Source organism: Anabaenopsis elenkinii CCIBt3563, assembly GCF_015245355.1.
In the GTDB taxonomy this organism is placed as follows: Bacteria; Cyanobacteriota; Cyanobacteriia; order Cyanobacteriales; family Nostocaceae; genus Anabaenopsis; species Anabaenopsis elenkinii.
This window is the reverse complement of the sequence record NZ_CP063311.1, coordinates 2,288,130-2,315,063: the sequence shown is the minus strand read 5'-3', so window position 1 is coordinate 2,315,063 and position 26,934 is coordinate 2,288,130. Positions and strand designations below refer to the sequence as shown.

The 26,934-nt window shown below is 43.1% G+C and carries 28 protein-coding genes, 2 tRNA genes and 2 pseudogenes; 21 read left to right on the top strand and 11 right to left on the bottom strand.

What is annotated here, in order from left to right; all coding sequences use genetic code 11:
• Nucleotide 1: 1 nt before the first annotated feature.
• The 5 genes from ruvX (at nt 2) to IM676_RS10190 (ending at nt 3,349) form a co-directional block, all read left to right on the top strand.
• Nucleotides 2-469, top strand: coding sequence for a Holliday junction resolvase RuvX (ruvX, locus tag IM676_RS10210; RefSeq protein ID WP_225880324.1), 468 nt, complete (start codon nt 2-4; stop codon nt 467-469).
• A 161-nt stretch (nt 470-630) separates the two neighbouring features.
• Nucleotides 631-1,203, top strand: a complete 573-nt coding sequence (locus tag IM676_RS10205; RefSeq protein WP_200986817.1) for a DUF3727 domain-containing protein — start codon at nt 631-633, stop codon at nt 1,201-1,203.
• A 76-nt stretch (nt 1,204-1,279) separates the two neighbouring features.
• The gene (locus tag IM676_RS10200) at nt 1,280-1,819 is read left to right on the top strand and encodes a YqeG family HAD IIIA-type phosphatase (protein WP_200986816.1); all 540 of its coding nucleotides are present in this window, start codon (nt 1,280-1,282) and stop codon (nt 1,817-1,819) included.
• Between the two features lie 198 nt (nt 1,820-2,017).
• A complete protein-coding gene (gene proB / locus IM676_RS10195) occupies nt 2,018-3,127 on the top strand; it encodes a glutamate 5-kinase (RefSeq protein ID WP_200986815.1) in 1,110 nt (369 codons plus the stop codon).
• A gap of 137 nt (nt 3,128-3,264) precedes the next feature.
• Nucleotides 3,265-3,349, top strand: a tRNA-Ser gene (locus tag IM676_RS10190).
• A 1-nt stretch (nt 3,350) separates the two neighbouring features.
• Here the strand turns inward: IM676_RS10190 and leuD are convergent.
• Nucleotides 3,351-3,944, bottom strand: a complete 594-nt coding sequence (gene leuD / locus IM676_RS10185) for a 3-isopropylmalate dehydratase small subunit (protein WP_200986814.1) — start codon at nt 3,942-3,944, stop codon at nt 3,351-3,353.
• Nucleotides 3,945-3,988: 44 nt separating this feature from the next.
• Nucleotides 3,989-5,392: a 3-isopropylmalate dehydratase large subunit gene (gene leuC / locus IM676_RS10180; RefSeq protein WP_200986813.1), complete on the bottom strand. Its 1,404-nt coding sequence runs from the start codon at nt 5,390-5,392 to the stop codon at nt 3,989-3,991.
• Nucleotides 5,393-5,676: 284 nt separating this feature from the next.
• Between leuC and IM676_RS10175 the strand changes: the two genes are divergently transcribed.
• On the top strand, nt 5,677-6,393 hold the full coding sequence (locus IM676_RS10175; protein ID WP_200986812.1) for an ATP-binding response regulator: 717 nt from the start codon (nt 5,677-5,679) through the stop codon (nt 6,391-6,393).
• 135 nt (nt 6,394-6,528) lie between these two features.
• On the opposite strand, the gene IM676_RS10170 is transcribed toward IM676_RS10175, so the two are convergent.
• Nucleotides 6,529-6,601 (bottom strand) — tRNA-Val (locus IM676_RS10170).
• A 124-nt stretch (nt 6,602-6,725) separates the two neighbouring features.
• Here IM676_RS10170 and IM676_RS10165 point away from each other — a divergent pair.
• Nucleotides 6,726-7,274, top strand: coding sequence for a metal-binding protein (locus IM676_RS10165; protein ID WP_200986811.1), 549 nt, complete (start codon nt 6,726-6,728; stop codon nt 7,272-7,274).
• Nucleotides 7,275-7,327: 53 nt separating this feature from the next.
• Nucleotides 7,328-8,137, top strand: coding sequence for a nucleoside triphosphate pyrophosphohydrolase (gene mazG, locus IM676_RS10160; RefSeq protein ID WP_200986810.1), 810 nt, complete (start codon nt 7,328-7,330; stop codon nt 8,135-8,137).
• Here mazG and IM676_RS10155 read toward each other — a convergent pair.
• On the bottom strand, nt 8,132-9,601 hold the full coding sequence (locus tag IM676_RS10155) for an aldehyde dehydrogenase family protein (protein WP_200986809.1): 1,470 nt from the start codon (nt 9,599-9,601) through the stop codon (nt 8,132-8,134). The two genes, mazG and IM676_RS10155, sit on opposite strands and share 6 nt — an antisense overlap.
• Before the next feature lie 224 nt (nt 9,602-9,825).
• Between IM676_RS10155 and IM676_RS10150 the strand changes: the two genes are divergently transcribed.
• The 4 genes from IM676_RS10150 (at nt 9,826) to aroC (ending at nt 14,362) form a co-directional block, all read left to right on the top strand.
• Nucleotides 9,826-10,677, top strand: a complete 852-nt coding sequence (locus tag IM676_RS10150; protein WP_200986808.1) for an Rpn family recombination-promoting nuclease/putative transposase — start codon at nt 9,826-9,828, stop codon at nt 10,675-10,677.
• Nucleotides 10,678-10,798: 121 nt separating this feature from the next.
• Nucleotides 10,799-11,530: a restriction endonuclease subunit S gene (locus IM676_RS10145; RefSeq protein WP_200986807.1), complete on the top strand. Its 732-nt coding sequence runs from the start codon at nt 10,799-10,801 to the stop codon at nt 11,528-11,530.
• A 246-nt stretch (nt 11,531-11,776) separates the two neighbouring features.
• A complete protein-coding gene (locus IM676_RS10140; protein ID WP_200986806.1) occupies nt 11,777-13,090 on the top strand; it encodes a glutamate-5-semialdehyde dehydrogenase in 1,314 nt (437 codons plus the stop codon).
• A gap of 180 nt (nt 13,091-13,270) precedes the next feature.
• Nucleotides 13,271-14,362, top strand: a complete 1,092-nt coding sequence (gene aroC / locus IM676_RS10135) for a chorismate synthase (protein WP_200986805.1) — start codon at nt 13,271-13,273, stop codon at nt 14,360-14,362.
• Between the two features lie 380 nt (nt 14,363-14,742).
• Here the strand turns inward: aroC and IM676_RS10130 are convergent, their stop codons facing one another.
• Complete coding sequence (locus IM676_RS10130; RefSeq protein WP_200986804.1) at nt 14,743-15,552, bottom strand: hypothetical protein; 810 nt, start codon at nt 15,550-15,552, stop codon at nt 14,743-14,745.
• Nucleotides 15,553-15,609: 57 nt separating this feature from the next.
• On the opposite strand from IM676_RS10130, the gene IM676_RS10125 reads away from it, so the two are divergent.
• Genes IM676_RS10125 through IM676_RS10110 form a run of 4 tightly spaced genes read left to right on the top strand, consistent with a single transcriptional unit; the run spans nt 15,610 to nt 18,170 of the window.
• Complete coding sequence (locus IM676_RS10125) at nt 15,610-15,864, top strand: SemiSWEET family sugar transporter (protein ID WP_200986803.1); 255 nt, start codon at nt 15,610-15,612, stop codon at nt 15,862-15,864.
• A gap of 40 nt (nt 15,865-15,904) precedes the next feature.
• A complete protein-coding gene (locus IM676_RS10120) occupies nt 15,905-17,512 on the top strand; it encodes a B12-binding domain-containing radical SAM protein (protein WP_404799791.1) in 1,608 nt (535 codons plus the stop codon).
• On the top strand, nt 17,513-17,701 hold the full coding sequence (locus tag IM676_RS10115) for a CPXCG motif-containing cysteine-rich protein (protein ID WP_200986802.1): 189 nt from the start codon (nt 17,513-17,515) through the stop codon (nt 17,699-17,701). It begins immediately after the preceding gene.
• Between the two features lie 19 nt (nt 17,702-17,720).
• The gene (locus IM676_RS10110; RefSeq protein WP_200986801.1) at nt 17,721-18,170 is read left to right on the top strand and encodes an SRPBCC family protein; all 450 of its coding nucleotides are present in this window, start codon (nt 17,721-17,723) and stop codon (nt 18,168-18,170) included.
• Between the two features lie 222 nt (nt 18,171-18,392).
• On the opposite strand, the gene IM676_RS19800 is transcribed toward IM676_RS10110, so the two are convergent.
• Nucleotides 18,393-18,545, bottom strand: coding sequence for a hypothetical protein (locus IM676_RS19800; RefSeq protein WP_225880323.1), 153 nt, complete (start codon nt 18,543-18,545; stop codon nt 18,393-18,395).
• Between the two features lie 57 nt (nt 18,546-18,602).
• Nucleotides 18,603-18,899, bottom strand: coding sequence for a hypothetical protein (locus tag IM676_RS10100; protein ID WP_200986800.1), 297 nt, complete (start codon nt 18,897-18,899; stop codon nt 18,603-18,605).
• 267 nt (nt 18,900-19,166) lie between these two features.
• On the opposite strand from IM676_RS10100, the gene crtW (IM676_RS10095) reads away from it, so the two are divergent.
• Nucleotides 19,167-19,964: a beta-carotene ketolase CrtW gene (crtW, locus tag IM676_RS10095; protein WP_225880322.1), complete on the top strand. Its 798-nt coding sequence runs from the start codon at nt 19,167-19,169 to the stop codon at nt 19,962-19,964.
• Here crtW (IM676_RS10095) and IM676_RS10090 read toward each other — a convergent pair.
• From IM676_RS10090 to IM676_RS10080, 3 genes are all read right to left on the bottom strand, one after another.
• Nucleotides 19,922-20,563, bottom strand: a complete 642-nt coding sequence (locus IM676_RS10090) for a DUF2834 domain-containing protein (protein ID WP_200986796.1) — start codon at nt 20,561-20,563, stop codon at nt 19,922-19,924. The two genes, crtW (IM676_RS10095) and IM676_RS10090, sit on opposite strands and share 43 nt — an antisense overlap.
• A 16-nt stretch (nt 20,564-20,579) precedes the next feature.
• Nucleotides 20,580-21,677 (bottom strand): heat-inducible transcriptional repressor HrcA, encoded by a 1,098-nt coding sequence (gene hrcA / locus IM676_RS10085; protein WP_200986795.1) that lies wholly within the window; start codon nt 21,675-21,677, stop codon nt 20,580-20,582.
• Nucleotides 21,678-21,976: 299 nt separating this feature from the next.
• Entirely contained in the window at nt 21,977-22,336 is a 360-nt protein-coding gene (locus tag IM676_RS10080; RefSeq protein ID WP_200986794.1) for a rhodanese-like domain-containing protein, read from the bottom strand.
• Nucleotides 22,337-22,453: 117 nt separating this feature from the next.
• On the opposite strand from IM676_RS10080, the gene IM676_RS10075 reads away from it, so the two are divergent.
• The 4 genes and pseudogenes from IM676_RS10075 to crtW (IM676_RS10060) all read left to right on the top strand — a co-directional run.
• Complete coding sequence (locus tag IM676_RS10075; RefSeq protein ID WP_200986793.1) at nt 22,454-24,076, top strand: DUF3352 domain-containing protein; 1,623 nt, start codon at nt 22,454-22,456, stop codon at nt 24,074-24,076.
• Nucleotides 24,077-24,329: 253 nt separating this feature from the next.
• Nucleotides 24,330-25,094: a serine O-acetyltransferase gene (gene cysE / locus IM676_RS10070; RefSeq protein WP_200986792.1), complete on the top strand. Its 765-nt coding sequence runs from the start codon at nt 24,330-24,332 to the stop codon at nt 25,092-25,094.
• 171 nt (nt 25,095-25,265) lie between these two features.
• Nucleotides 25,266-25,625, top strand: a pseudogene (locus IM676_RS10065) (NAD-dependent epimerase/dehydratase family protein); the annotation flags it as partial.
• 4 nt (nt 25,626-25,629) lie between these two features.
• Nucleotides 25,630-26,325: pseudogene (crtW, locus tag IM676_RS10060) on the top strand (beta-carotene ketolase CrtW); the annotation flags it as partial.
• Here crtW (IM676_RS10060) and IM676_RS10055 read toward each other — a convergent pair.
• Nucleotides 26,283-26,924 (bottom strand): DUF2834 domain-containing protein, encoded by a 642-nt coding sequence (locus tag IM676_RS10055; RefSeq protein WP_200986796.1) that lies wholly within the window; start codon nt 26,922-26,924, stop codon nt 26,283-26,285. The pseudogene crtW (IM676_RS10060) and the gene IM676_RS10055 sit on opposite strands and share 43 nt — an antisense overlap.
• Nucleotides 26,925-26,934: the final 10 nt, after the last annotated feature.

Genomic DNA, 26,934 nt, shown 5'->3' with positions numbered 1-26,934 from the left:
TTTGACGCCCCAAGAGCAACCACAACCGTTTATTTCAGCATTGGGATTAGATTTTGGTCGCAAGCGGATTGGTGTAGCAGGGTGCGATGGTACGGGTTTGATCGCTAGGGGACTGACCACCATTGAACGGACATCCTTTGAAAGGGATGTCCAGCAAATCCGTGACATCGTCAATGACCGTCAGGTGCAAGTCCTGGTCATGGGTTTACCTTACTCTATGGATGGGACTTTAGGATTCCAGGCCCGTCATGTGTTGAAATTTGCCAAAAAATTGGCGAAAGCTGTGCAGTTACCAGTGGAATATGTCGATGAGCGATTAACTTCTTTTCAAGCCGAACAACTGTTAATCGCTGAAAATGTCTCGCCATCACGCCATAAAGGTTTAATTGACCGCAAGGCGGCAGCTTTGATTTTACAACAATGGCTTGACACTAGACGGGCTAACTGCCAGGGTTCCGTGTTAGCCTGAGGGCATTCATACCTGTTTACGTGACCTGTTTACGTGATATTCTGAATTGGGTCTCTAAGACTGATATCGATTTCTGAAGCTCTTTTCTTGACTGAATTGGTCAATAAATAGTAAAGACATTTGTATATCTACTGCTATTTATAAAGTTTTACACTGGTGCTATGTTTTCCTCTCCATTTCCTGAAGAAAATGATCATGCTCATGCAGGTTCCATCACCCTTACCGATGACAGGGGGCGCAGCCTAGAATGTTATGTTGAACATTCCCTGGAGGTAGAAGGACAAGAATATGTTTTACTTCTCCCTGTGGACTCACCTATAGAAATTTTTGCTTGGCAAGGTGATGATGATGATGAACAGGCGATTTTGATAGATGATGATGCTGTGATTAGCCAAATTTTAGGTACTGCTCAAGCGGTTTTGGCTGAACAAAATTTGATCGTCAAGCATACTGCTTATGCTCTGACAGTGTCTGGTGATTTACCACCGGTGGAAGAGTCGGAGATTTTTACTTTGGAAATCGAAGATGAAGATGAGAACTTGGAACCGGAACAATTACAGCTACTGGCTAATTTCTATGATCAAGGTCAAGAGTATGCAATTTATACGCCCCTAGACCCTCTCCTGTTTTTTGCTCGCATTTCCAATACGGGAGAACCTCAATTACTTTCCCCGGAAGAATTTAAAAAGGTACAACCACTGTTAGAAGAACAACTTTTTAATGAGGTGGAATAGGCTAAGGTCGATTGGTGCTGATGGGGGGGTAACTACAGTTGGCGTAAAATAGTTGTGATTTGAATTAAATTTGACTATGACTTGGAATAAGCTCTTACAGCCCGATTTGATTATATCTGGTTCTGTATTAAACCTCACATCTGAAATGATTCAACAATATGGGCTGAGGGGGCTGGTGTTGGATGTGGATGAAACCTTGGTACCTTTGCGGGTGGGGCTAGCTTCCCCAGAATTACAAGAGTGGGTAGAGGGAGTACGTAGAGATACACAGTTGTGCTTGGTAAGTAATAATCTGAGTGAATCCCGCATCGGTGGGATAGCCCGATCCCTCAATCTACCATATTATTTAGGTGCGGCCAAGCCGTCCCGACGGAAAATTAGAGCCGCACTCACGGGAATGAATCTCCCTGTGCAGCAAGTGGGAATGGTGGGCGATCGCTTGTTTACCGATGTCTTAGCAGGTAATCGTTTGGGAATGTTCACTATTTTAGTAGAGCCGATTGTTCATCCCGATGTAGCTCTGCGCTCTCATCCTGTCCGCAATTTTGAGGTCTGGTTATCGGAAGTATTGGGAGCTAGGATCACCCCTAAAGAAACAAAAGTTCACAAAAGTTGAGAACTCGTCGCTAAAGTAAATATAAAGAAATAATTAAGAAAAACATGAAAGACTTCTTCATCGGTGATAATAATAATTAATAATATGGGGTCGCCTAAATAAAGACCCTAGGCCATAATAAATAAAAATAAACCCGTAAAGCGTCGTCCTTGATCTAGACAAGGTGCGGCGCTTTACAAATTTTAACGAAAATTATCAATGAGCAAGACGATTGTTGTTAAAATCGGCACTTCTAGCCTCACCCAACCAGAAACGGGACAGCTAGCACTTTCCACCATCGCCAGTTTAGCAGAAACACTGTGCCATTTGAGACAGCAAGGGCATAGGGTGATTTTAGTTTCCTCTGGGGCGGTGGGAGTAGGTTGTGCTAGATTGGGTTTAACTGAACGTCCTAAAGCCATGGCTCTCAAACAAGCAGTAGCAGCAGTGGGACAAGGAAGGTTAATGCGGATATATGATGATTTATTTACTACATTATCCCAGCCCATTGCTCAGGTGTTACTCACCCGTAGCGACTTAGTACAGCGTAGCCATTATTTGAATGTCTATAATACCTTTGCGGAACTCTTGGCACTGGGTGTAATTCCTGTAGTCAATGAAAATGATACAGTGGCAGTAGAGGAGTTGAAATTTGGCGACAATGATACCCTCTCAGCATTGGTAGCGAGTTTAGTAGAAGCAGATTGGTTATTCATCCTCACCGATGTAGACAGGTTATATTCAGCAGATCCCCGTTGTGTACCAGATGCGCAGCCCATATCTTTGGTGAATAACCTTCAAGAACTAGCAGCATTACAAATACAAACCGGTGCTCAAGGGTCTCAATGGGGGACTGGGGGGATGGTAACTAAAATTTCCGCTGCGAGGATCGCGATCGCGGCGGGGGTGCGAACGGTAATTACTCAAGGAAGATTTCCCCATAATATAGAGAAGATTCTCGCAGGGGAACCCCTGGGGACTCACTTTCAACCACAACCAGAACCAACTTCGGCTCGTAAACGTTGGATTGCTTACGGTCTAGTCCCAGTGGGAAAATTATACCTGGATACAGGGGCGATCGCCGCGATCGCCCAGGGGGGGAAATCCTTGTTAGCAGCGGGGATTAAAACAGTAGAAGGAAACTTTGAGGCCCAAGATGCGGTACAGTTATGCGACCACCAGGGAACGGAAATCGCCAGAGGTCTTGTCAACTACAGCAGTGAGGAGTTAGAAAAGATTCGCGGCTGTCATTCTCGGGAAATTTGCACAATTTTGGGCTATGTAGGTGCTGAAACTGTGATTCATCGGGATAATTTAGTTTTAACTTAGGGGTACAGAAATGGCTGGAGGTGCTATGATAAGTAATGGTATCTGGTCAACTCCTGGGAGAAACACCGGCGGGTAATAATTAACCGCCCATAACCGCGCCCAGGCTGACAGATTTACCGCCATTGCATATATTACCGGGAGAGGTGTCCGAGTGGTTGATGGTGACGCACTCGAAATGCGTTTTGGGGAAACTCAACGGGGGTTCGAATCCCCCCCTCTCCGTTTAAACCCAGGTTAGATAAGGTAGTTGAGCCGCTGTAGCCTGAATTGCCTCAGCCTGAGCCACTAACTGACCGCAAGCATCCCATGTACCAGCAATAAAGGTGCTGCGAGTGCCTTGACTCATAGTAACTTGTGTGGTAAAATCATCGACAGATACTTCTAAAGTTTCCAAGTTAACTGTGACAGGAGCTTGGGGATGGGCGCTGACCAAATCTTGCAGCTTTTTGACAGTAGGAGCATCGGCAGTAACGCAAGGTATGCCCATGGCAACACAGTTACCAAAAAAGATTTCGGCGAAACTTTCCCCTATTAAAGCTTGAATTCCCCATTTAGCGATCGCTTGGGGGGCGTGTTCTCGTGATGAACCACAGCCGAAGTTGCGGTTAACGATTAACACATTTGCCCCTTGATATTGGGGTTGGTCAAAGGGGTGTTCACCTTTTAATGCGGTGCGGTCATCGATGAATACGCCCTCGCCCAAGCCATCAAAGGTAATGGCTTTTAAATAACGAGCTGGGATAATTCTGTCTGTATCTATATCATCGCCTATAAGGATTATACCGCGACCTGAAATTTTTTTAACTTCACTGACCATAATTTTGAGTTTTTGTGACTACAGCGGGGGGATGGGTGGGGCTGTTATAGCAGTTCGCGCACGTCTGCAACTTCCCCTTGAATAGCAGCAGTGGCGACCATGGCGGGACTCATGAGTAATGTGCGACCAGAGGATGACCCTTGTCTACCTTTAAAGTTGCGGTTGGAAGAGGAGGCGCTGATTTGTCTACCTTGGAGTTTGTCGGGGTTCATAGCTAGGCACATGGAACATCCGGGTTCACGCCATTCAAATCCAGCTTGTGCAAAGATGTGATGGAGTCCTTCAGCTTCCGCTTCTTGTTTCACCCGTTCTGAACCGGGGACTACAAAGGCCTTAACTCCCTGTGCAACGTGACGACCTTGGGCGATTTTAGCAGCTTCCCGCAGGTCACTAATTCTGCCGTTGGTGCAACTACCAATAAAGCAGACATCAATTTTAGTCCCTTTGATGGGTTGACCGGGGAATAAATCCATGTATTTGTAAGCTTCTTCGGCGACAAAGCGGTCCTCTTCGGGTAGTTCTTCTGGTTTGGGTATCAGTTCATTGACACCGATACCTTGACCGGGGGTAATTCCCCAGGTGACTGTGGGAGCAATATCCGCGGCGTTGAAAACTACCACATCATCATATTCTGCATCAGCATCACTCTTGATAGACTCCCACCAAGTTACGGCTTCCTCCCATTGCGCACATGTGGGGGCGAAGTCTCTACCCTTTAAGTAATCATAGGTGACTTGGTCGGGGTTGACATAACCGCATCTCGCACCGCCTTCAATGGCCATGTTACAAACGGTCATCCGTTCTTCCATGTTCATTTGTGCAAAGGTGGTACCTGCATATTCATAGGCGTAACCTACACCACCTTTTACACCCAGTTGGCGAATAATGTGGAGGATGACATCTTTGGCGTAAACACCGGGGTTTAAAGTCCCATTGACTTCTATTTTGCGTACTTTCAATTTTGATAAAGCCAGAGTTTGGGAAGCTAAAACATCCCGAACTTGGCTTGTACCAATACCAAAGGCGATCGCACCAAATGCACCATGACTAGATGTGTGACTATCCCCACAAGCGATCGTCATTCCTGGTTGGGTTAATCCTTGTTCTGGGGCGATGACGTGGACTATACCTTGATTACCAGAACCGATATTATGAAAGGTGATATTATTTGCTTGGCAGTTTTGTTCTAAAGCTTGAATCATCTCTTCTGCCAAGCCATCGATAAATGGCCGGGACTGGTTATCTGTAGGTACGATGTGGTCTACTGTGGCTATGGTTCGCTGTGGAAACAATACCTTTAGTCCCCTCTCTTGCAACATAGCAAAGGCTTGGGGACTAGTGACCTCATGGATTAAGTGCAGTCCGATAAATAATTGTGTCAGCCCTGAGGGAAGTGTTCCAACGGTGTGTAAGTTCCAAACTTTATCAAACAGGGTGCCTTTGCTCATAAAAATCGTTATTAAACCAGTCAGATTTACTATACTATCAAAAAACTGTCCCCCTGTGACATTTGGCTTTCTCAATCAAAATATGTGTTACTAATTATACTCAAACTTCATTACGTCCCTAACTAGATTTTCCAGTTCGGAATCAAGAAGAATATTCTGGCAATATTTGAGGAATTTCGGGATTTTATCAGGGCTAAAACCCAGTTATAAAATTTAAATCTGTGAGTTATGAAAACAAATGGTTACTATTATAAATAAATGGTTAATTCCTGGGGTTGGGACTTATGAGTTTGATTTTAGTTATTGAAGATGAGGAGCAAATTCGTTTAAATATTGCAGAAATTCTAGTATTAGGTGAATTTTCGGTGATCACTGCTGCTGATGGTTCAGAAGGCTTACATTTAGCTAGGGTTAAATCTCCTGATTTAATTCTTTGTGATATTATGCTCCCTGGTATGGACGGTTTTCAGGTGTTAAAAAAACTGCGAAATTATCCTCATACGGCCAATATTCCGTTAATTTTTCTCACTGCTAAAGCCCACCGGGAAGATTTGCGCCAAGGGATGAATTTAGGCGCAGACGATTACATTACTAAACCTTTTGAACCAGGGGAAATCTTACAAGCAGTGAAAGCAAGGTTACAAAGACAAGCATTATCTACACAGCAGCATGTGGATGATCACGATAAAATAGAACAACTGCAACAGGAAATCAAAGAAAATGATACAAATTTACAAGTTTCTCGCCAACTATCGGATATTAGAGGTAATTTGTTAGAGAAATTATCTCAGGAATTACGGGACCCTCTTTCTAATATCAATTTGGCTCTACATATGCTTGACCATTCTCAAACTGAGGAACAGCGTCAGCGATATTTGGGAATCATCCAAGAAGAATATGCGCGGGAGGTGAAAATCTTAAATGAAGTTGATGACCTGCGAGAGTTGCTGACGGCGGAAAATACTAAGTTACTCCAACAGTTTAATTTGCTGGATTCTTAATTATTTTGGCGGCGTTTTTTCTCTCAGGAAATAATTTTAGTGGTTGAGGGTTGTTTCCTAGGCGATCGCACTCCCAGATAAAATAATAATAAAGGCGTGAAATTTCACGCCTTTAGAAACACCTACTAAAAAAAATGGGTAGTACTGGACTCGAACCAGTGACATCCTGCTTGTAAGGCAGGCGCTCTACCAACTGAGCTAACCACCCGTTTGCTCTCACAATTAAACAATATAGCAAAAGAATTTTGATTGCGCAACCCCTTGGGAAAATTTTTTTTTTGACATACAATAATAACTCGGTAATCCTGTGTAGAAAGGCGATCAGTTGCAATATGCCCTCTGCTAGAACCCACGATCGCATCACCTTATATAGTCTACCGTTGATCGCCGGGGTCACCCTGTGGCAAACTCGCAGCAGCAATTTAACTCTGCTGGTGGCGGGGGGGTTTATGTTTAGCGGTCTGATGTTTGGACCGGATTTAGATATTTACTCGCGTCAGTTTCAACGCTGGGGATTTTTCCGCTGTATTTGGCTACCTTATCAAAAAAACCTGCGTCACCGCTCTATGTTATCTCACGGGCCGATTATTGGCACAACCCTGAGGGTAATTTATCTGGGCTGTTTGCTGTGGTTTGCAGCGATTGTAATTCTGGTGATGGGGGAAATCCTGGGAATTGTCACTCTGACTTGGCGGGATTTAGGTGTAATTGTGGGGCGATCGCTCATGGTTTACACTACGGAATATTTGGCTTTATTTTTGGGGTTGGAGTTGGGGGCGATGAGTCATTCTCTGAGCGATTGGGGTGGTTCGGCTTATAAACGGTTGCAAAAGCAGGGGGCGCGGGGTTTGCTCTCTCCTAGGAGGAGAAGAAGAAGGTGATTTTTTAACGCCAAGGTACGCTAAGGTAAGCGCAAAGGTACGCAGAGGTTTTTATGGATGAGTGTTTGGCGGCTTTACATGAGTTGATTTCGGTGGTAGCTCGGTTGCGATCGCCTGATGGGGGTTGTCCTTGGGATTTGGCGCAAACTCCCCAAAGTCTGATTCCTTATGTGATTGAGGAGGCTTATGAGGTGGTTGATGCAATTCAAGGGGGTGATGATGCAGCTATGGCGGAGGAGTTGGGGGATTTATTATTACAGGTGGTTCTCCAAGCCCAAATTGCTGGGGAGTCGGGAAGGTTTGATTTAGAGGGGGTTGCTAGGGGGATTTCGCAAAAGTTGATCCGTCGTCATCCCCATGTGTTTGGTGATCTGTCGGTTGCGGGTGTGGATGAGGTGAGGGAAAATTGGGAGGCGATTAAGGCGAAGGAAAAGGGGGAGGTTTCTGTTCAGCATCAGTTGAGTGAGCAGCTGGGTCGTTATGGTCGGACTCTTCCGCCGTTAATGGGGGCGATGAAAATTTCCCAAAAGGCGGCCCAGGTGGGTTTTGAGTGGGAAAGTATTGACGGGGTTTGGTCGAAGTTTTATGAGGAGTTGGGGGAGTTTCAAGAGGCTTTGGCGGGGGAAACACCAGCACGTCAAGAAGCAGAATTAGGTGATTTACTGTTTGCAGTTATCCAGTTGGCTCGGTGGTACAATCTTGACCCTAGCGCTGCTTTACAAGGAACTAATCGGCGCTTTGTACACAGGTTACAAAAAATGGAGGCGGTACTCGATCGCCCCCTGTCTGATTACTCTTTAGATGAGTTAGAATCTTTATGGCAGCAGGCTAAGGCCCAAATTGCTCGGGAGCAAGGGTTATAATTTGATGGTGACTGTCTTCACCTCGGTGTATTGTTGCAGTCCATATTCTCCGAGTTCTCTACCCATCCCTGACTGTTTGAACCCGCCAAAGGGTGCTGCTGGGTCGAATACGTCGTAACAATTTACCCACACCGTACCCGCTCGGACATTGTTGGCGATCGCATGGGCTTTGGTAATATCCTGTGTCCAGACTGCTGCAGCTAGTCCGTAGATGGTATTATTCGCCCGCTTAATTACTTCTTCGATGTCTCTAAATTTGATGATGCTCATGACTGGGCCAAAGATTTCTTCTTGAGCTATCTGCATATGATCTTGAACATCAGCAAAAACTGTGGGTGTAATAAAGAAACCCTTTTCGCCGATTTGAGTCCCTCCACACAGGAGCTTGGCCCCTTCCCGGTTCCCGGCGTTGATGTAACCCATGACTCTATCAAATTGCTCTTTGTCTACTTGGGGTCCCTGTTGGGTGTTGCTGTCAAAGGGGTTACCCACTACCCGCCTTTTCGCTGCCTCTACGCTTTTGGTAACAAACTCATCATAACATTTCTCTTCTACAAATAACCGGGAACCGGCGCAGCAACACTGACCTTGATTAAAAAATATACCTTCATGGGAACCGGCGATCGCTGCTTCTAAGTCTGCATCAGCAAACACTATATTAGGACTTTTACCCCCCAATTCTAAGGTTACTCGCTTCAGGTTACTTTGCGCTGCAGCAGCCATAATTAAATGTCCTACTTCTGTAGAACCGGTAAAGGCTACTTTGTCAATATCCATATGTCTGGCGATCGCCGCTCCCGCTGTGTGACCGTATCCTGATAATAGATTCACTACCCCTGGGGGAAACCCAGCAGCTATAATTAACTCACCCACCCGCAACGCAGATAATGGTGTTTGTTCGGCGCTTTTCATGACTACGGTGTTACCCATAGCTAAAGCTGGGGCTAATTTCCAAGCTTGCATTAATAGGGGAAAGTTCCAGGGAATAATTTGACCTACTACCCCTACCGGTTCATGGCGTGTGTAACAGAAATAAGGGCCATTAATGGGGATGGTTTTACCTTGCACTTTGTCAGCCCAGCCCGCATAATAGCGGTAACAGGCAATGACTAACTCTATGTCCCCTCGGGAATCATGTAACGGCTTACCATTATCTAAGGTTTCCAGTCGCGCCAATTCTTCTGTATTTTCCTCAATTAAATCTGCTAATTTATACAGCAATTCACCGCGACGGCTAGGGGACATCCCCCGCCATTCCCGACTATTAAAAGCATTGCGGGCTGCTTGTACGGCGCGGTCTACGTCTGCTGTGTCTGCTTCTGCTACCTCACATATCACCTCCCCTGTACTGGGGTTGATGGTAGCAAAGTGGCGACCGCTGATACTTTCTACCCACTGGTTATTAATCAGCAGTTGGGTGGGTCCGATTTTTACCTGTTGCTCTGGTACTGTGGCTATAACCATGAGGTTCTCCTGGAAAAATCAAGGTTTTACTTAAATAATTACTTGCTATGAAGGGAGGGATACTTGATTAAGGTTATTCTAGCATGGGGAATTTTATCCCCGATGGGGTGCTGTTTGGTTCCTTCAACGCCCATCAAACCATTTGCCAGCTATTAGTTGAAACAGTATAAACTATTAAAGGGTGAAATTCGGGCGGACTTAGAGGTTTTAAAGGAACTGCTGGGATGATTGACCATGACCGTTTATTTAAAGAATTGATTTCTACCTTCTTTGTGGAATTTTTAGAGTTATTTCTCCCCCAAGTAGTTAGAGAAATTGACAGAGAATCTATTCAGTTTTTACCCCAGGAAGTATTTAATGATGTGACTTCGGGAGATAAAAAAGAAATTGATTTGTTAGCGCAGGTGCGATACCAGCAGCAAGAGACTTATTTTTTAATTCACGTTGAAAATCAATCTTACAGTCAGTCAGATTTTGCCAAGCGGATGTTTAAATATTTCGCCCGCTTACATGAAAAATATGATTTACCCATCTATCCGGTGGTGATTTTTTCCTTTGATGAACCCCAACGTCGGGAACCAGAAAATTATCAAGTAGCTTTTTGTGACTTACAGGTACTTGATTTTAATTTTAGAGCCATCCAATTAAATCAACTACGTTGGCGAGATTATTTAACCCAGTCTAACCCCGTAGCAGCGGCTTTAATGGCTAAAATGAAGATACCCCCCTCGGAACGTCCCCAGGTAAAGGCGGAATGTTTACGATTGTTAATTACTTTGAAGCTAGACCCAGCGCGGATGCAGTTAATTTCGGGGTTTGTAGATGTCTATCTCAATTTGAGTGCGACTGAAGAGGAATTATTTCAGGTGACGGCGAATAATATGGGATTATTACAGGAGGAAAAATATATGGAAATTGTTACCAGTTGGGAACGAAAAGCTCGCCAAGAAGCACAGGAAACCATCGCCATTAATTTACTCCGCAGGGGTATGGGTGCAGAAGAAACTAGAGAAATTACAGGTTTAAGTTTAGAGCGGGTGCGGGAGTTACAAAGGCGGTTACAACAGGATAATTGATACAGCGGATTACCAAAAGGTGAAGGTATCTACTGAAAAATGAGATACAATTATTATTGCTGTTTCTGGTGCTGGGTGATTTGATGCGGGTGAGTTTTGCTATGTTGGGGGTGTTTTGGGGATGAGTGTATTTCCTGAAGTAGAATTAGGTTCCGTTTGCACCCTGGTTAATGGTTACGCATTTAAACCAAGTGATTGGGGAAAGTCAGGATTTCCCATTGTCCGAATACAAAATCTTAACAATCCAGATTGTGGCTTTAATTTTTTTGATGGGGAGATAAAAGATCAATTTCTAATTGATTCAGGTGAGTTGCTTTTTTCATGGTCTGGTACGCCAGGAACATCCTTCGGGGCTTTTTTCTGGTATCGAGGTAAAGCGGTTTTAAACCAACATATTTTTCGAGTTTTGGTAGATAAAAATAGAGTTGATAAAAAATATTTTTATTATGCAATTAACCACCGACTAGACAAAATTATTGCTCAATCACATGGAGGAGTAGGACTTAAGCATATTACAAAAGGGAGACTTGAAGCAATCAAAATACCCCTACCACCCCTAGAAGAACAGCGACGCATCGCTGCAATATTAGATAAAGCTGACGATATTCGCCGGAAACGGAAACAGGCGATCGCACTGACAGAGGAATTATTGCGATCGACTTTCTTGGATATGTTCGGCGACCCTGTTACTAATCCTAAAGGGTGGAAAGTGAAGACTTTAGGATCTCTTTGTAAAGTTCGGCGCGGAGCATCTCCAAGACCAATCAGCGAGTATCTTGGAGGTTCTATTCCTTGGATTAAAATAGGAGATGCAACAGAATCTGACGACATATATATATATATATATATATAACTGCTGAAGCTGTGACAGAAGAAGGATCTAAAAAAAGTCTATATTTAAAACCTGAATCTCTGATATTTGCTAATTGTGGAGTTAGTCTTGGATTTGCCAGAATTATTAAACTGGAGCCAAATCATTCCATCAGGTATCAAATAGGGTTTTACTCCAACCTAACCCTCCCCTTGCAAAGAGAGGGAAAATGTAAAAACCGCGGGTTCTGTGTATTGTTAAGATGGGAAAAAAGCCAAATTTTCACACATGACCACCCTGCAAGATACTTTACCCCTAATTACCATCGCCCAAAAAACCCGCCAAGCAGCGAGTAAATTGGCAATTCTGGATACAGAAGCCAAAAACCAAGCCTTAGAAGCCATAGCCCAGGCTCTAGAATTAGCTAAAGATGATATTATACAAGCAAATATAGCCGATTGTCAAGCAGCTACAGCCGCAGGTATCGCCAAACCACTATATAAACGCTTACAGTTAGATGAACATAAACTAAGAGATGCGATCGCCGGGGTGCGAGATGTAGCTAAACTACCTGATCCGGTGGGAACTGTGCAAATTCACCGAGAACTAGATACTGGTTTAGTTCTCAAGCGGGTTACTTGTCCCCTGGGGGTGTTGGGGATTATTTTTGAAGCGCGTCCAGAAGCAGCAATTCAAATTGTCTCCTTAGCAATCAAATCAGGTAACGGTGTGATTCTCAAAGGTGGAAAAGAGGCGATCGCTTCTTGTGAAGCTATAGTTAAAGCCATTAAACAGGGATTATCTCATACTGCGGTTAACTCCGATGCCGTGCAGTTATTAACAACTAGAGAAGAAACCCGAGAACTGCTAAACTTAGATAAATATGTAGATTTAATTATTCCCAGGGGTTCCAATTCCTTTGTACAATTCGTCCAGAATAACACCCGCATCCCCGTATTAGGACACGCCGACGGAATTTGCCATTTATATATAGACAAAGCTGCTGATCTAACCACAGCTATTACAGTTAGTGTTGATGCTAAAATTCAATATGCAGCTGCTTGTAACGCCATTGAAACCCTATTAATCCATCAATCTGTTGCTGGGGAATTTCTCCCCAAAATTGCCGCAGCTTTGGCAGGGGCGGAGGTAGAATTAAGGGGCGATGAACGCACTTTAGAGATTATACCGCATATTGGCAGTGCTACCGCCACAGACTGGGAAACAGAATACAGTGATTTAATTTTAGCAATCAAAATTGTAGACTCTATAGAACAGGCGATCGCCCATATTAACGAGTATGGTTCCCGCCATACTGAGGCTATTATCACAGAAGACCCAGCAGCGGTAGAAACATTTTTTGGACTGGTGAACGCAGCGGGGGTATTTCACAACTGTTCTACCCGGTTCGCTGATGGTTTTCGCTACGGTTTCGGCGCAGAAGTAGGTATAAGTACGCAACAAATGCCCCCCCGTGGACCCGTTGGGTTAGAAGGGTTAGTTACCTATAAATATCAGATGACCGGTAACGGTCATATAGTAGCTAATTACACCGGAGCCAATGCTAAACCCTTTACCCATAAAGACCTAGAAAAAACTTAGAGTAAAAACCCACAGATAACTCACCTGTGTTGATATGTGTGCTGGGATAGACAATTTAATTAAATATAGCCTTTCCCAGTCTAGGGAAGTACACACAAATTCCCCCTTCCCTGTTCCCTATTCCCTATAACTAATAACTTTCGGTACAATACAAAAGCCTCAACGTTTTTCCTCAATATCATGGGCAATACCTTCGGACATTTATTTCGTATTACTACATTTGGCGAGTCCCACGGCGGTGGTGTGGGAGTGATAATTGACGGTTGTCCCCCTCAATTAGAAATTTCTCCCGCAGAAATTCAACTAGAACTAGACAGGAGAAAACCGGGACAAAGTAAAATTACTACACCGCGCAAAGAAGCCGATAGCTGCGAAATTTTATCTGGAGTATTTGAGGGTAAAACCTTGGGAACACCCATCGCCATGATGGTGCGCAACAAAGACACCCGACCCCAAGACTACGACGAGATGGCGCAAAAGTATCGCCCCTCCCATGCTGATGCAACTTATGATGCTAAGTATGGTATTCGCAATTGGCAAGGTGGGGGCAGATCCTCAGCCCGTGAGACAATAGGAAGAGTGGCCGCAGGTGCGATCGCTAAAAAAATCCTCCGTCAAGTTGCTAATATTGAAATCATCGGCTACGTCAAGCGCATCAAAGACTTAGAAGCGGTGATTGACCCCAACACCGTCACCCTAGAACAAGTGGAGAGTAACATAGTCCGCTGTCCCGATAGCGAGTCAGCAGAACGGATGATTTCATTAATTGAGCAAATTGGTAGAGATGGTAATTCAATTGGGGGTGTAGTAGAATGTGTAGCTCGCAACGTCCCCAAAGGCTTAGGGGAACCAGTCTTTGATAAATTAGAAGCGGATATCGCAAAAGGTGTGATGTCTCTCCCCGCTAGTAAAGGCTTTGAAATTGGCTCAGGTTTTGGGGGGACTCTGTTAACCGGGATTGAACACAACGACGAATTTTATATAGATGACAGTGGAGAAATTCGCACCCTTACCAATCGTTCAGGGGGTATTCAAGGGGGAATTTCCAACGGTGAAAATATTATCTTGCGAGTTGCATTTAAACCCACGGCCACAATTAGAAAGGAGCAAAAAACAGTTACCCAAGCAGGGGAAGACACTGTTTTAGCTGCAAAGGGAAGACATGACCCCTGTGTATTACCCCGAGCAGTACCCATGGTAGAGGCGATGGTGGCTTTAGTCCTGTGTGACCATGTGTTACGCCATCATGGTCAATGTCAACTGTTGTCATAAGTCCTACGGAGCAGTCAGACAGGGTAAGGTACTCAGCGCTAAACAATACCAAAACTTGCTCATGTGTAAAAAATTCTCCGAAGTATTTAAGGAGGACTGAAGCGCAATTATTATATACCCCCTTAGAAGACTCCTCTTCCAAAAAAGACACAAGCCAGTCATTCTAATACTTACAGCACTTTTCAAGTCAATAAACTACACACCTTAATATCATAAATCTTGTGGGGTGGGCATCTTGCCCGCCCTTTTGTACCTAACTCCGAAGAATATCAGTCTATATACTTAAACATCTATTAATATAGTGATTGATATTACCCAAAACATGGATACCTCAAGAACAATCCCAACTTTTAAGCTTTACCCAGGTAGGGAAATAATTCCTATACTTCATAGTAAATTGTCAGAAAGTCTTTTCCTTGTCTATCAATACCACCAGATAAATGTCCTAGATTCTTAGAACCAATTTGTTGATAGAAGTAATTAAAACTGTGAGCATTAATTTCATAATGCTGGCGGATCTTCCCCAAATAATGTTCAATATCTTGTAAGGGTATGTTAGCTTGATAAAAATTTAAATCAAAGGATTTGCGGGGATTATTTTCTTCACTTACCTCTAGATAAATAAAGGGATTATCATTAACTCTCTCAGCAGCAAAATTGATTAGCTCCTGGACTATTTCCCCAGGATGAGAATGATTGTACCCCTGATAAATAGATGATATCCTGTTTAAAATCCCTGCTACAGATAGCAAAGGATAGCAGGTATATGTAGATATAACCCCCTTGGTATTGTCTAGGGCGTTCCATTTAAACCCTAAACCTAAAAGTGCAGTTGTTTCGGTTGGCTCAGATTTATTTGTAATCTTATTAACCACTTGATCCCAAAATTCTAAATACACCTTATAAATACAACTGACTTCATTACCCTCAAACCCAAAATATACTACACTTGCCTGAGATAAATTCTGCTGAAATATTTCTATATATTTATTTGGCATATCCATTTTTTGGCAGAAATATAAGAATTTATTACTCAAGTTTTCTGCTCTTGGTATGGCTAATATAAAGCGATTTTTATGGAGTCGATTTTTAGTAAGTTTCCAAGATGCTTCTAGGCGAAATTGCAAATTGAGAGATTCTAAGGTGTCAAAGATTAAATAGGCTTTTTGATCTATTATTTGTTGTGACATATAACTATATCTTTATAAAAAGATGGTTATATAATGGCATAAAATTAACTATTGAGTATGGATTCTATCACACTGTTAGGACTATGTGCGGCTGTTTTAACAACTAGCGCTTTTTTACCCCAGATGGTGAAAACCTGGCGAAGTAAGTCAGCTAAAGATGTCTCTTACCTGATGTTAGTTACGTTTATGAGTGGTCTTTTTTTATGGTTGGTTTATGGGATATATCTCAAATCTTTACCGATTATCCTGGCTAACAGTGTCAGTTTCTGTTTCAACTTCATCATTCTATCCCTTAAAATTAAATATAGATAACCCTTTAAAATAAGCTCCTATTCCCCAATTACCCATTAATATGACTGTATTTACCTCAGAACGCCTGTTATTTACCCCCACAACCCCTAACAGCGATGCAATACCCCTGATTTTTGCTTTTCCCAATGAGTATACAGTGGGTATTACTAGTCTGGGTTATCAGGTGGTTTGGGCAAATTTGGCGACCCGTGAGGATGTACAGGTCAGTCGCTTATTCACTGATATTCAAGAACCACTCCCTAGAAAACCAGAAATTGTCGGTTTTTCGATTTCCTGGGAACTGGATTATGTGAATATTTTAAATTTACTGGAATCCTTAGATATTCCCATTCGCGCTAACTCCCGTAATGATTCCCATCCCCTGGTGTTTGGTGGCGGTCCGGTACTGACTGCTAACCCGGAACCCTTTGCAGATTTCTTTGATGTGATTTTACTCGGTGATGGGGAATATCTCCTGAGTAATTTCATTGAGACTTATCAACAGGTGAGAAACGCCCCTAGGGTAACTAAACTCCTAGCACTGGCCCAAGTCCCAGGAATTTATGTTCCTAGTTTGTATGAGGTAGAATATCACGGTCAAGATGGGGAGGTGAAGTCAATTACACCAATTTTACCGGAAGTTCCCCCGGTGGTGCAAAAGCAAACTTACCGCGGTAATGTTCTGTCTCGGTCTACTGTGGTGACACAAAAGGCAGCATGGGAAAATATTTACATGGTGGAGGTCGTGCGCAGCTGTCCGGAAATGTGTCGTTTTTGTCTTGCGAGTTATCTGACTTTACCTTTTAGAACAGCGAGTTTAGAAGGTTCTTTAATTCCCGCGATTGAACAGGGGTTAGCAGTGACTAACCGCTTGGGGTTGTTGGGGGCTTCGGTAACTCAACATCCGGAGTTTGAAGAACTGCTAAACTATATTAGTCAGCCGAAATATGATCATGTCCGGTTGAGTATCGCCTCGGTGCGCACTAATACGGTGACGGTACAGCTGGCGGAAACTTTAGCTAAAAGGGACACGCGATCGCTGACTATTGCTGTGGAAACCGGTTCAGATCGGCTGCGCCAAATCATCAACAAAAAGCTGCATAATCAGCAAATCATCCAAGCTGCGATCAATGCCAAAGCGGGAGGATTAAAAGCTTTAAAACTTTATGGTATGGTGGGTATCCCCGGCGAAGAACCAGAAGATTTAGATGCCACTGTATCTATGATGGCTAATGTAAAAAAAGCTGCCCCTGGTTTGCGGTTAACACTGGGATGCAGTACCTTTGTACCCAAGGCACATACACCTTTTCAATGGTTTGGGGTCAATCAGCAAGCAGAGAAGCGGTTACAAATGCTACAGAAGAAACTCAAACCCCAGGGGATAGATTTTCGCCCGGAAAGTTATAACTGGTCAATTATACAAGCTTTGTTGTCCAGAGGCGATCGCCGGTTGTCCCAACTTCTAGAATTAACCCGTGAGTTTGGGGATTCTTTGGGTAGCTACAAACGTGCATTTAAACAACTCAAAGGGCAAATACCCGACTTAGAATTTTACGTTTACAGCAAGTGGTCAACAGAGCAAATTTTACCCTGGAATCACTTGCAAGGGCCACTCCCACATTCTACACTACTAAAGCACTTAGCAGAAGCTACGAATCAATTCAAATAAATGCAAAACACTGCTGAATACTACTGCGCTTATTGCGGCGAACCAAACTTAACTTTTATCGATTTAAGTGCTGGGTTACAACAATCTTATGTAGAAGACTGTCAGGTGTGCTGTCACCCGAATATTTTGTATCTGCGGGTGGATGAGGATACCCTAGATATTGAGATTGATACTGACTGCGAAAGTTAGATTTGAGGTTGTTCCGGCCATGCTGCACTTTCAACATTCCTCCATCATTAATGCACCCCCCGAAGTAGTGTGGAAATTCCACGAAAGACCGGATATCTTGCAACTACTCACGCCACCTTGGCAACCTGTAAAAGTAGTGCGCCGGGAAGGGGGGTTAGAAGTAGGTGCTATTACTGAATTTCGCCTGTTTTTGGGACCATTACCTTTAACTTGGTTAGCTCGTCACACTGAATGTGACAAAAACCGCCTGTTTATTGATGAACAGATATCTGGCCCTTTTGAATACTGGGTACATCGCCATGAGTTTGTGGCGGAAAATGGTAAAACCAAGCTGACTGATGCTATTTCTTTCTGTCTGCCTGGTGGTAGTACAGTAGAACTGATGAGTGGTTGGCTACTACAAGCTCAACTGGAAGCTATGTTTAGGTATAGGCATTATATCACTAAACGGGAGTGTGAGTCAAGATAATAGGTTAGGATTAACCGCCGTGATTTCAGGGTAACGCAGAAAATCACTAGTATTAAATGTCAGGATATGAGTTAACCCATGCACCAGCATTGCTGCCACCAGTCTTGTATCATGTACGTTAACCCCCCTAACTCCATAGGTCACTACTAACCTTTCCCATTCTGGATAAATTGCTGTAGTATCTAGTAATAATGGGAAAAAATCCTTTAAACGATTGACTGTTTACTGGGCTTGTCTCGCACTACGTCCTAAACCATTTCTTTCGAGCGGCCTTGTGTAGACGTTCCAAAATTCAATTAAGTTTTGTGGGACAATATGCAATTGTTTGCCACCGCTGCGTATCATGGTGATAGCTTTGAGTGCATTTTGATTCATGGGGTGGTTCAGGTCTACACTCCTTAGTAAAACATTCGTATCTACAAGATAAGGCACTTACCCACGCTCTCCATAAATGCTTTCACGGCTAATGTCTGGGTCTGAAAGTGTCGGTAGGTTAAGTTCTCGGTGGCTTTTTACCCACTGTTCAAACTCTTCTACCCACTCATCTGGTGTCGCAGTTTCATAAAAAGGACGCGGTTTGACTAGATTCTCAAGCATCCTATTTAAGTGTGGTTTGATCTCTTCTGGATTACGCTTTGTGATTTCAGCTAACAACCCAGTTATGATCTCAAGATTCTGACTATGAACTTGTTCTAACTCACTGAGAACAGATTTTAGTTGATTTTTCATCACTACTCCATATCAATCCCTCAATCTTTAGCTTACTACTGTGCTACAAACAGAAATAAATTAAAGTTTCCAGATTTACTGGGGTTCTCGGTGTGTCCTGACCTCTTACACATAATTTATTGTCAAATTATGTGTAATACTATTTAAGGTATCTTAATATTTAAACATATTTACTACATGTCATAAATATTAATACTGTTGACTTGCCAAATACGAGCAGTTACTGCTTGTTGTCATGGCTACATGAATTATACGCGGAGTAAAAGCGTGTTCCAGTTAGAACCACTACCATTACCTGATAAAAAAATCAGTACCACGGCAGCAGTGAGCAGTAAATTCCTATTTAGGGGTATTTTCGTGGCGATCGCGATTATGACTATATGGGCTATCAGTCTGGGTGTGTTACTTTATATTGACATCTCCCAGTGGAAAATTTGGCTCCTATTGCCGATTATACTTTGGCAAACATTTTTATACACAGGATTATTTATTACAGCCCATGATGCCATGCATGGGGTAGTTTTTCCCAAAAATCTCAAAATCAACCATTTCATAGGTTCATTGTGCCTATTTCTGTATGGACTGTTATCCTATCCCAAACTATTAAAAAAGCACTGGTTACATCACCATAATCCAGCCACAGCCAAAGATCCAGATTTTCATAATGGTAAATATAAAAACTTCTTAGCTTGGTATTTATACTTCATGAAAGGTTACTGGAGTTGGTGGCAAATAATCACATTAATGATTATTTATAACTTAGGAAAATATCTCGGACATCTGCCAGAGGATAACCTCAATTATTTTTGGGTAATTCCCTCAATTTTAAGTTCCCTACAATTATTCTATTTTGGCACCTTTCTACCCCATAGTGAACCAGTAGAAGGTTATCAAGACCCTCATCGTTCCCAGACTATTAGCCGTCCTATTTGGTGGTCATTTATCACTTGCTACCATTTTGGTTACCATTACGAACATCACGAATACCCCCATGTTCCTTGGTGGCAACTACCTCAAATTTATCAGGTATTTAATTCCGGTAACGGCGGACGCACAGATAAATAAATTAAGGGGCCCAATAAAGGAATTAAAGCTATTAACCAGAAAAAACCCTGATTTTTCACACCCCGACGCGCCATATCATCCCCCAGTAATGTGGGAAATAACAGACAAAGTAGACAGAAATCTAAACTCATCACATGAATGAAACGGCTGCTTTGGAAATGCTGTATAAAATTTGCAACATCCCCTGTGTAACCATAGGCGAGGAGAATCACCACGACTATAGTTAAAATCACACCAGTCACAGGGGAATCTAGCAACTTGAGTAAGAGAGTCTTTTTACCAGAAAACACCTGATTTGGTGAGCGTAAAGCTAAGTAAGGTAAAACAGCAAAAGCCCCAACAGCAAAAGAAGCGACTGCAAAAGGCCAAGCGCGGATTTTTTGCCCTGTACCATCACTTAACAGTACTGCACTGTAAATTACAGGCCAGATGCCCATGAGGTTAAATAATGCTATGACTAGGGGGTTAATATCTTGCCATTTTCCCAGGGAAAGCCTTTGAATTAACTCCCAAGTATCAGGTTGATCTGGGGGAGCAAAAATAAAAGCATAGCTGAGAAATCCCAGCCATAGTAAACCAAAACCAATTTTTCTGAGCATCTTCTTGTATACCAACTTAACTAAAAGCGTCTGAAAGGTAGTCAGCAGCAGCAGCTACAACGGCGATCGCACTTTCATAATCCAGGCGTGTAGGTCCTAATACTCCCACACTTCCTACAGGTAGCATACCCCGGCGATAGGTAGAAGAAATTAAAGTACAGGTGCGCATAGGCTCCAGGGGGTTTTCTGTACCAATGCGAACTGTGACCTTAGACTTACCTATCTCTTGGGTTTCCGGTTCAGCAAAGATCAACGGCCACAGTTGCTCTTGTTCTTCTTCGAGCAAGTGGATAATGGTTTGTACTTGCTGTAATTGAGAAAATTCCGGCTGACGCAAAACTTCCGCTACACCCCTGATCATAATTTGGGTTGTAGTTGGTGTCATATGGCTGCGAGTCAAGTCTGTGACTGAACTTTGCAAAAATTCGCCATAACGTTGGAACTCCTGATCTAACTCAGTCCACTGTAGGGAAGGTAATTCCGACAGACTGCGCCCCCGCAAGTGGGAATTGAGAAAATTAGAGACTATCTGCAACTCATGATCTATTTTCTCTGGGTCAAGTTTTGTCTCTTCCTCGGCGGGGGATAGGTTGATCAGTTTAGAATGGGTTTCATAGGCATCGGTGACCATAATCAGCATAATCTTGTGAGCTTCAATTTGCACTAATTGCAAATGGCGCACAATTGCTGTGGTAGTTTGGGGCATAGTAATTAAGCTAATGCAGCCGCTGACCGTGGCTAAAATTTGCGCTGCACCTTGTAATATGGCTTCCAAGCTCCAATCTTCCCAATGGAGGCGATTTTGTAGAGCTTGTTCTACCTCCTTGGCTACCAGTTCTGTGCGGGTAGTATATCCTAGAGAAGGTATAATTAACTGGTCAACATAGATACGATAGCCGGAATCTGAGGGTATGCGCCCAGCGGAGGTGTGTGGTTGATAAAGTAATCCCGATTTTTCTAACACACCCATGACATTACGAATTGTCGCTGAACTCACACCCAGGTCATATTCATCAACCAAGGCTTTTGAACCTACAGGCTCCGCAGTGGCGATGTAATGACGTACTGTTGCCCAAAGTATATGCTGTTGTCGATTGGTTAACTGGACTTGCATAAGGTATATTTGGCTGAAGGCAGATTTAATTAAAGTGGAAAAAAAAAGGGTTTTAAAAGCAAAAAATCGGAATAATAGTTAATTAATGTAGCAGAATATTTAATTAGTTCAGTTTATTTTGCACTTTATTATTTAGGTATTATTGCATCTCGCTTTGGGAGAATATGTAGTATAAATTACTTTTACCCAAAAGCCATATGTATGCATAATTAGTCACATCTCAGACGGTATGATCTTCAGAATAGCATTGCTCGGATGTGATCATCAGTTGCACCTAGGCAATGCCATCTGTAAATATGTTAATATTGAGGAATAGAAGAATCAACTAAGATAGAGTAGGCATCTATACCACCTGTTATATTTCTAACATTGGTAAAACCTTGAGCAACTAGCCACTGGGACATCTGGGCGGAGCGAATACCGTGGTGACATAACACAAGGGTTTCCCCTTCGGGATTAAACATAGTGGTGATTTGGTCGGCCCATTCCCCAAATTCGCTTAAGGGGAGATTGACAAACCCCTCAATACTAGCAGTTGCTATTTCTTGGGGTTCGCGCACATCTATTAACTGAATACTTGCATCACCTGCAGATAGACGTTGCGCTAGTTCCTCTACACTAATTTGAGTAATGAGTTGACCAGAAGGATTCCCTGTCATGAGATTTTTGTAAACAACCTATACCCTTTATGGTGACAGAAAATCTTTTTCCTGGCATCAGCATCTATTCCCCTGGGAGTAGTAAAACCAAGTTACACCAATAAAAGCACTGTCAATATGTCTAATGTCAATAGCCAACGCTCATCCTTTGGTTTTTTGGTAGCTGGGGCGATCGCCCTGGTAATCATAGCTGTGGGGTTATTTTACTGGTTTTTCGCCAAGAAACCTGTTAACCTTGCCAGTTCTATCTCTCAACCCCAGGCTGCTATATTCGTCTCCAAAGTAGCGCCGGTGATGGTGTCTTTACTGAATAATCCTGTACTACTGTGGGAGAATCAAAAAGAATTATCCCAACTCAAAACCAGTTTATTAGCTGAGACAGACCTAGATTACAAACAAGATATTAAACCCTGGCTAGGTAAGGAAATTACCCTCGCAGTCACCAGTACGGATATTGACCGCGACCCAGAAAACGGAGAGCAACCAGGGTATTTGATGGCCCTAGCAACCAAGAAACCAGAAATCAGCCGGGAGTTTGTAGAGTTATTATTTTCTCGCCGGGTATTGGCTGGGGCTAACTTGGAAGTAGAGAAATATGCAGGGGTAAAGCTGCTATCTGACTCTGGTTACCAGCTCCATACTTCTTTGTCAGCTGCGGTGGTGGGTGACTTTGTTTTGTTTGCTAATCATCCCAAGGTGCTACGAGACGCAATTAATAATGTCCAAGCTCCCGATGTGAATTTGTCCAGCTCCTCCCAGTACCAAAGAGCGCTGCAACAGCTACCTAAAAGCTCCGTGGCTGTTGCTTTTGTCAATCTTCCCGCCGTGGCTGCATGGCAAGGTTTAGAATTACCTACAGTCACCTTTGATAGTCAATTTATTTGTTTGTCTTTACATCCCCAAGGACTGTTAGCAGAAAGTAATTTCCTGACTAACTCGGAAATTATCCCGGTTTCTCCCCCCCTGAGTCAAAATGTGGGGGCGTTAGCATATATACCCCAGGGGGCTGGTTTGGTGGTTTCTGGTACCCATTTAAATAATTTGCCCAACAGTGATTTAGGTCAACTGTGGAAACAAGCGTCTGGTTCCGGGACAGATGCTATTTCTAGCTGGCTCAAACCATGGGAAAATCTGGGGGTGAAGACTCAGGAGATTTTTAGTTGGGTAAAAGGAGAATATGCTTTAGCTGTTTTACCCCATCCCGGAAGGGGGGTTGATTGGGTGTTTGTGGTGGAAAAATTAGAGGATGTCCCAGGGGGTATTGCTCGTTTAGATAGCATCGCCGCCGCAGATGGGCTGAGTGTGAGTTCTTTTAACTGGAATCAAAACACTGTCTTTGCTTGGACTGAGCTAACTGCAGCACAAACCCATACCCTAGAACGCCCATCATTTAATATTGAGGCTGAAGTACGGGGTGTACATACCAATGTGGGGAATTATGAAATTTTTGCCTCTAGTTGGGAAACCTTAGCCCCATTAATCACAAATCAGAACAGTCCTATAGTTGGCGATCGCTATTTCCAAGATAGTATTAACGCCCTCCCCCAACCCAATCAAGGGTATGTATATCTGGATTGGACTCAAAGCCGCACCCTCCTAGAGCGTCAATTACCCACTTTGCAGTTAGTGGAAATAGTAGGTCAATCTTTTTGGCAAAAGCTGCGATCGCTGACTATCAGTAGTTACAGTCAAGAGAAAGGATTACTCAAAACCGGGGTATTATTGCGATTTTTGGATTAACGTCTGTTCAAATATGTTATGATTAGCTTTATATTCTGGGTTTAATAGTTGCTGTTGGGGGTCTACCCTCCACCTCCCCAGGGAGAGCAGCAACCTCAACACAGGATCGGTAAGGCCTGCAAGTGGGAAGTTAGGTATATCATAGCGGCTAGATTAGTCGTTGAACTTGTGGACTGGTTAGCCCCCACATTTCCAGAATGAAGCAAGAAAAAAACGCCAGCAATTGTTAACATTTTTGCATCGGTACTACATCGTGCTATCTAGACTACGCGCTGATTTTGGCATCATCTTTGAACGTGACCCAGCCGCCCGTAACTGGCTAGAGGTCCTGTTTTGCTACCCAGGTTTGCAAGCCCTAATATTCCATCGCCTGGCTCACTGGCTGCATAATATTGGTGTTCCCTTTTTACCCCGGTTGATTTCCCATATCGGTAGGTTTTTCACAGGAGTGGAAATACACCCAGGGGCGACAATTGGCCAAGGTGTGTTTATTGACCACGGTATGGGGGTTGTGATTGGTGAAACAGCTATAATCGGGGATTATGCCCTAATTTATCAAGGTGTCACCTTGGGAGGAACTGGTAAACAAACAGGTAAACGCCACCCCACCCTAGGGGAAAATGTGGTAGTGGGCGCAGGAGCCAAAGTATTAGGAAATATCCAAATTGGTAATAATGTCCGCATTGGTGCGGGTTCAGTGGTTCTTAGGGATGTTCCTAGTGATTGCACAGTGGTGGGGGTACCTGGTCGCATTGTTTATCGTTCCGGGGCGCGAGTTGCTCCCCTAGAACATAACAACTTACCAGACTCGGAAGCCCAAGTAATTCGCGCCTTGGTAGATCGGATTTCATCATTAGAAACGGAAATCCAAAACCTCAAAGAGAGTCAATCTACCACAAAAAACCATGTTTTGGCGGTTTCTGTGCTCTCCCATGCAGATGAGTTACCCCCCGATGCGCCCTTGTGTAGCCTCAGAGATAAGGAAATCCAGCAATTTCTCGATGGTGCCGGAATCTAAGAGGATGTTTGGAAAGTATTAAACAGGTAATTTTTATCTTAGGGAACAGGGAACAGGGAACAGGGAACAGGGAATGGGGGACACACCGAAACAATAAAATCCAGTCCCCTCCCCTTACAAAGGGGAGGGAAAATGTCATCTTCAGATATACACCCTATACTAAATTATCTCATGACTAAAAATATCGTTACCGGAGCCGCCGGATTCATCGGTTCTCATCTTGTAGAAACTCTTTTAAATCAAGGACAGCAAGTTATTGGAGTAGACGAGTTCAATGATTACTACAGTCCTGAACTGAAGCGGAAGAACATCGCCAATTTCCAAAATCATCCTGCTTTTACTTTAATTGAGAGAGATATTCAGGTTTTGGATTGGCAGACACTGCTAGAAGATGTAGATATAGTTTACCATCAAGCTGCCCAAGCGGGGGTGCGAGCAAGTTGGGGTAATGGGTTTCGTGCTTACACTGAGCGCAATATTAATGCTACACAAATTATATTAGAAGCAGCAAAAGATAGTAAGCACCTGAAAAGNGATTATGACTATATGGGCTATCAGTCTGGGTGTGTTACTTTATATTGACATCTCCCAGTGGAAAATTTGGCTCCTATTGCCGATTATACTTTGGCAAACATTTTTATACACAGGATTATTTATTACAGCCCATGATGCCATGCATGGGGTAGTTTTTCCCAAAAATCTCAAAATCAACCATTTCATAGGTTCATTGTGCCTATTTCTGTATGGACTGTTATCCTATCCCAAACTATTAAAAAAGCACTGGTTACATCACCATAATCCAGCCACAGCCAAAGATCCAGATTTTCATAATGGTAAATATAAAAACTTCTTAGCTTGGTATTTATACTTCATGAAAGGTTACTGGAGTTGGTGGCAAATAATCACATTAATGATTATTTATAACTTAGGAAAATATCTCGGACATCTGCCAGAGGATAACCTCAATTATTTTTGGGTAATTCCCTCAATTTTAAGTTCCCTACAATTATTCTATTTTGGCACCTTTCTACCCCATAGTGAACCAGTAGAAGGTTATCAAGACCCTCATCGTTCCCAGACTATTAGCCGTCCTATTTGGTGGTCATTTATCACTTGCTACCATTTTGGTTACCATTACGAACATCACGAATACCCCCATGTTCCTTGGTGGCAACTACCTCAAATTTATCAGGTATTTAATTCCGGTAACGGCGGACGCACAGATAAATAAATTAAGGGGCCCAATAAAGGAATTAAAGCTATTAACCAGAAAAAACCCTGATTTTTCACACCCCGACGCGCCATATCATCCCCCAGTAATGTGGGAAATAACAGACAAAGTAGACAGAAATCTAAACTCATCACATGAATGAAACGGCTGCTTTGGAAATGCTGTATAAAATTTGCAACATCCCCTGTGTAACCATAGGCGAGGAGAATCACCACGACTATAGTTAAAATCACACCAGTCACAGGGGAATCTAGCAACTTGAGTAAGAGAGTCTTTTTACCAGAAAACACCTGATTTGGTGAGCGTAAAGCTAAGTAAGGTAAAACAGCAAAAGCCCCAACAGCAAAAGAAGCGACTGCAAAAGGCCAAGCGCGGATTTTTTGCCCTGTACCATCACTTAACAGTACTGCACTGTAAATTACAGGCCAGATGCCCATGAGGTTAAATAATGCTATGACTAGGGGGTTAATATCTTGCCATTTTCCCAGGGAAAGCCTTTGAATTAACTCCCAAGTATCAGGTTGATCTGGGGGAGCAAAAATAAAAGCATAGCTGAGAAATCCCAGCCATAGTAAACCAAAACCAATTTTTCTGAGCATCTTCTTGTAT

What these genes read in the sequence shown, in the direction of transcription:
- leuC (WP_200986813.1), bottom strand. Translation starts at nt 5,392, where the DNA reads ATGAGCAAAGGCACCCTGTTTGATAAAGTTTGGAACTTACACACCGTT.
- aroC (WP_200986805.1), top strand. Translation starts at nt 13,271, where the DNA reads ATGGGCAATACCTTCGGACATTTATTTCGTATTACTACATTTGGCGAG.
- mazG (WP_200986810.1), top strand. Translation starts at nt 7,328, where the DNA reads ATGGATGAGTGTTTGGCGGCTTTACATGAGTTGATTTCGGTGGTAGCT.
- IM676_RS10175 (WP_200986812.1), top strand. Translation starts at nt 5,677, where the DNA reads ATGAGTTTGATTTTAGTTATTGAAGATGAGGAGCAAATTCGTTTAAAT.
- IM676_RS10115 (WP_200986802.1), top strand. Translation starts at nt 17,513, where the DNA reads ATGCAAAACACTGCTGAATACTACTGCGCTTATTGCGGCGAACCAAAC.
- IM676_RS10120 (WP_404799791.1), top strand. Translation starts at nt 15,905, where the DNA reads ATGACTGTATTTACCTCAGAACGCCTGTTATTTACCCCCACAACCCCT.
- hrcA (WP_200986795.1), bottom strand. Translation starts at nt 21,677, where the DNA reads ATGCAAGTCCAGTTAACCAATCGACAACAGCATATACTTTGGGCAACA.
- IM676_RS10110 (WP_200986801.1), top strand. Translation starts at nt 17,721, where the DNA reads ATGCTGCACTTTCAACATTCCTCCATCATTAATGCACCCCCCGAAGTA.
- IM676_RS10130 (WP_200986804.1), bottom strand. Translation starts at nt 15,552, where the DNA reads ATGTCACAACAAATAATAGATCAAAAAGCCTATTTAATCTTTGACACC.
- IM676_RS10100 (WP_200986800.1), bottom strand. Translation starts at nt 18,899, where the DNA reads ATGAAAAATCAACTAAAATCTGTTCTCAGTGAGTTAGAACAAGTTCAT.
- proB (WP_200986815.1), top strand. Translation starts at nt 2,018, where the DNA reads ATGAGCAAGACGATTGTTGTTAAAATCGGCACTTCTAGCCTCACCCAA.
- IM676_RS10165 (WP_200986811.1), top strand. Translation starts at nt 6,726, where the DNA reads ATGCCCTCTGCTAGAACCCACGATCGCATCACCTTATATAGTCTACCG.
- IM676_RS19800 (WP_225880323.1), bottom strand. Translation starts at nt 18,545, where the DNA reads ATGAATCAAAATGCACTCAAAGCTATCACCATGATACGCAGCGGTGGC.
- IM676_RS10205 (WP_200986817.1), top strand. Translation starts at nt 631, where the DNA reads ATGTTTTCCTCTCCATTTCCTGAAGAAAATGATCATGCTCATGCAGGT.
- IM676_RS10145 (WP_200986807.1), top strand. Translation starts at nt 10,799, where the DNA reads ATGAGTGTATTTCCTGAAGTAGAATTAGGTTCCGTTTGCACCCTGGTT.
- leuD (WP_200986814.1), bottom strand. Translation starts at nt 3,944, where the DNA reads ATGGTCAGTGAAGTTAAAAAAATTTCAGGTCGCGGTATAATCCTTATA.
- IM676_RS10150 (WP_200986808.1), top strand. Translation starts at nt 9,826, where the DNA reads ATGATTGACCATGACCGTTTATTTAAAGAATTGATTTCTACCTTCTTT.
- IM676_RS10140 (WP_200986806.1), top strand. Translation starts at nt 11,777, where the DNA reads ATGACCACCCTGCAAGATACTTTACCCCTAATTACCATCGCCCAAAAA.
- IM676_RS10155 (WP_200986809.1), bottom strand. Translation starts at nt 9,601, where the DNA reads ATGGTTATAGCCACAGTACCAGAGCAACAGGTAAAAATCGGACCCACC.
- IM676_RS10090 (WP_200986796.1), bottom strand. Translation starts at nt 20,563, where the DNA reads ATGCTCAGAAAAATTGGTTTTGGTTTACTATGGCTGGGATTTCTCAGC.
- IM676_RS10125 (WP_200986803.1), top strand. Translation starts at nt 15,610, where the DNA reads ATGGATTCTATCACACTGTTAGGACTATGTGCGGCTGTTTTAACAACT.
- IM676_RS10075 (WP_200986793.1), top strand. Translation starts at nt 22,454, where the DNA reads ATGTCTAATGTCAATAGCCAACGCTCATCCTTTGGTTTTTTGGTAGCT.
- IM676_RS10200 (WP_200986816.1), top strand. Translation starts at nt 1,280, where the DNA reads ATGACTTGGAATAAGCTCTTACAGCCCGATTTGATTATATCTGGTTCT.
- IM676_RS10080 (WP_200986794.1), bottom strand. Translation starts at nt 22,336, where the DNA reads ATGACAGGGAATCCTTCTGGTCAACTCATTACTCAAATTAGTGTAGAG.
- IM676_RS10055 (WP_200986796.1), bottom strand. Translation starts at nt 26,924, where the DNA reads ATGCTCAGAAAAATTGGTTTTGGTTTACTATGGCTGGGATTTCTCAGC.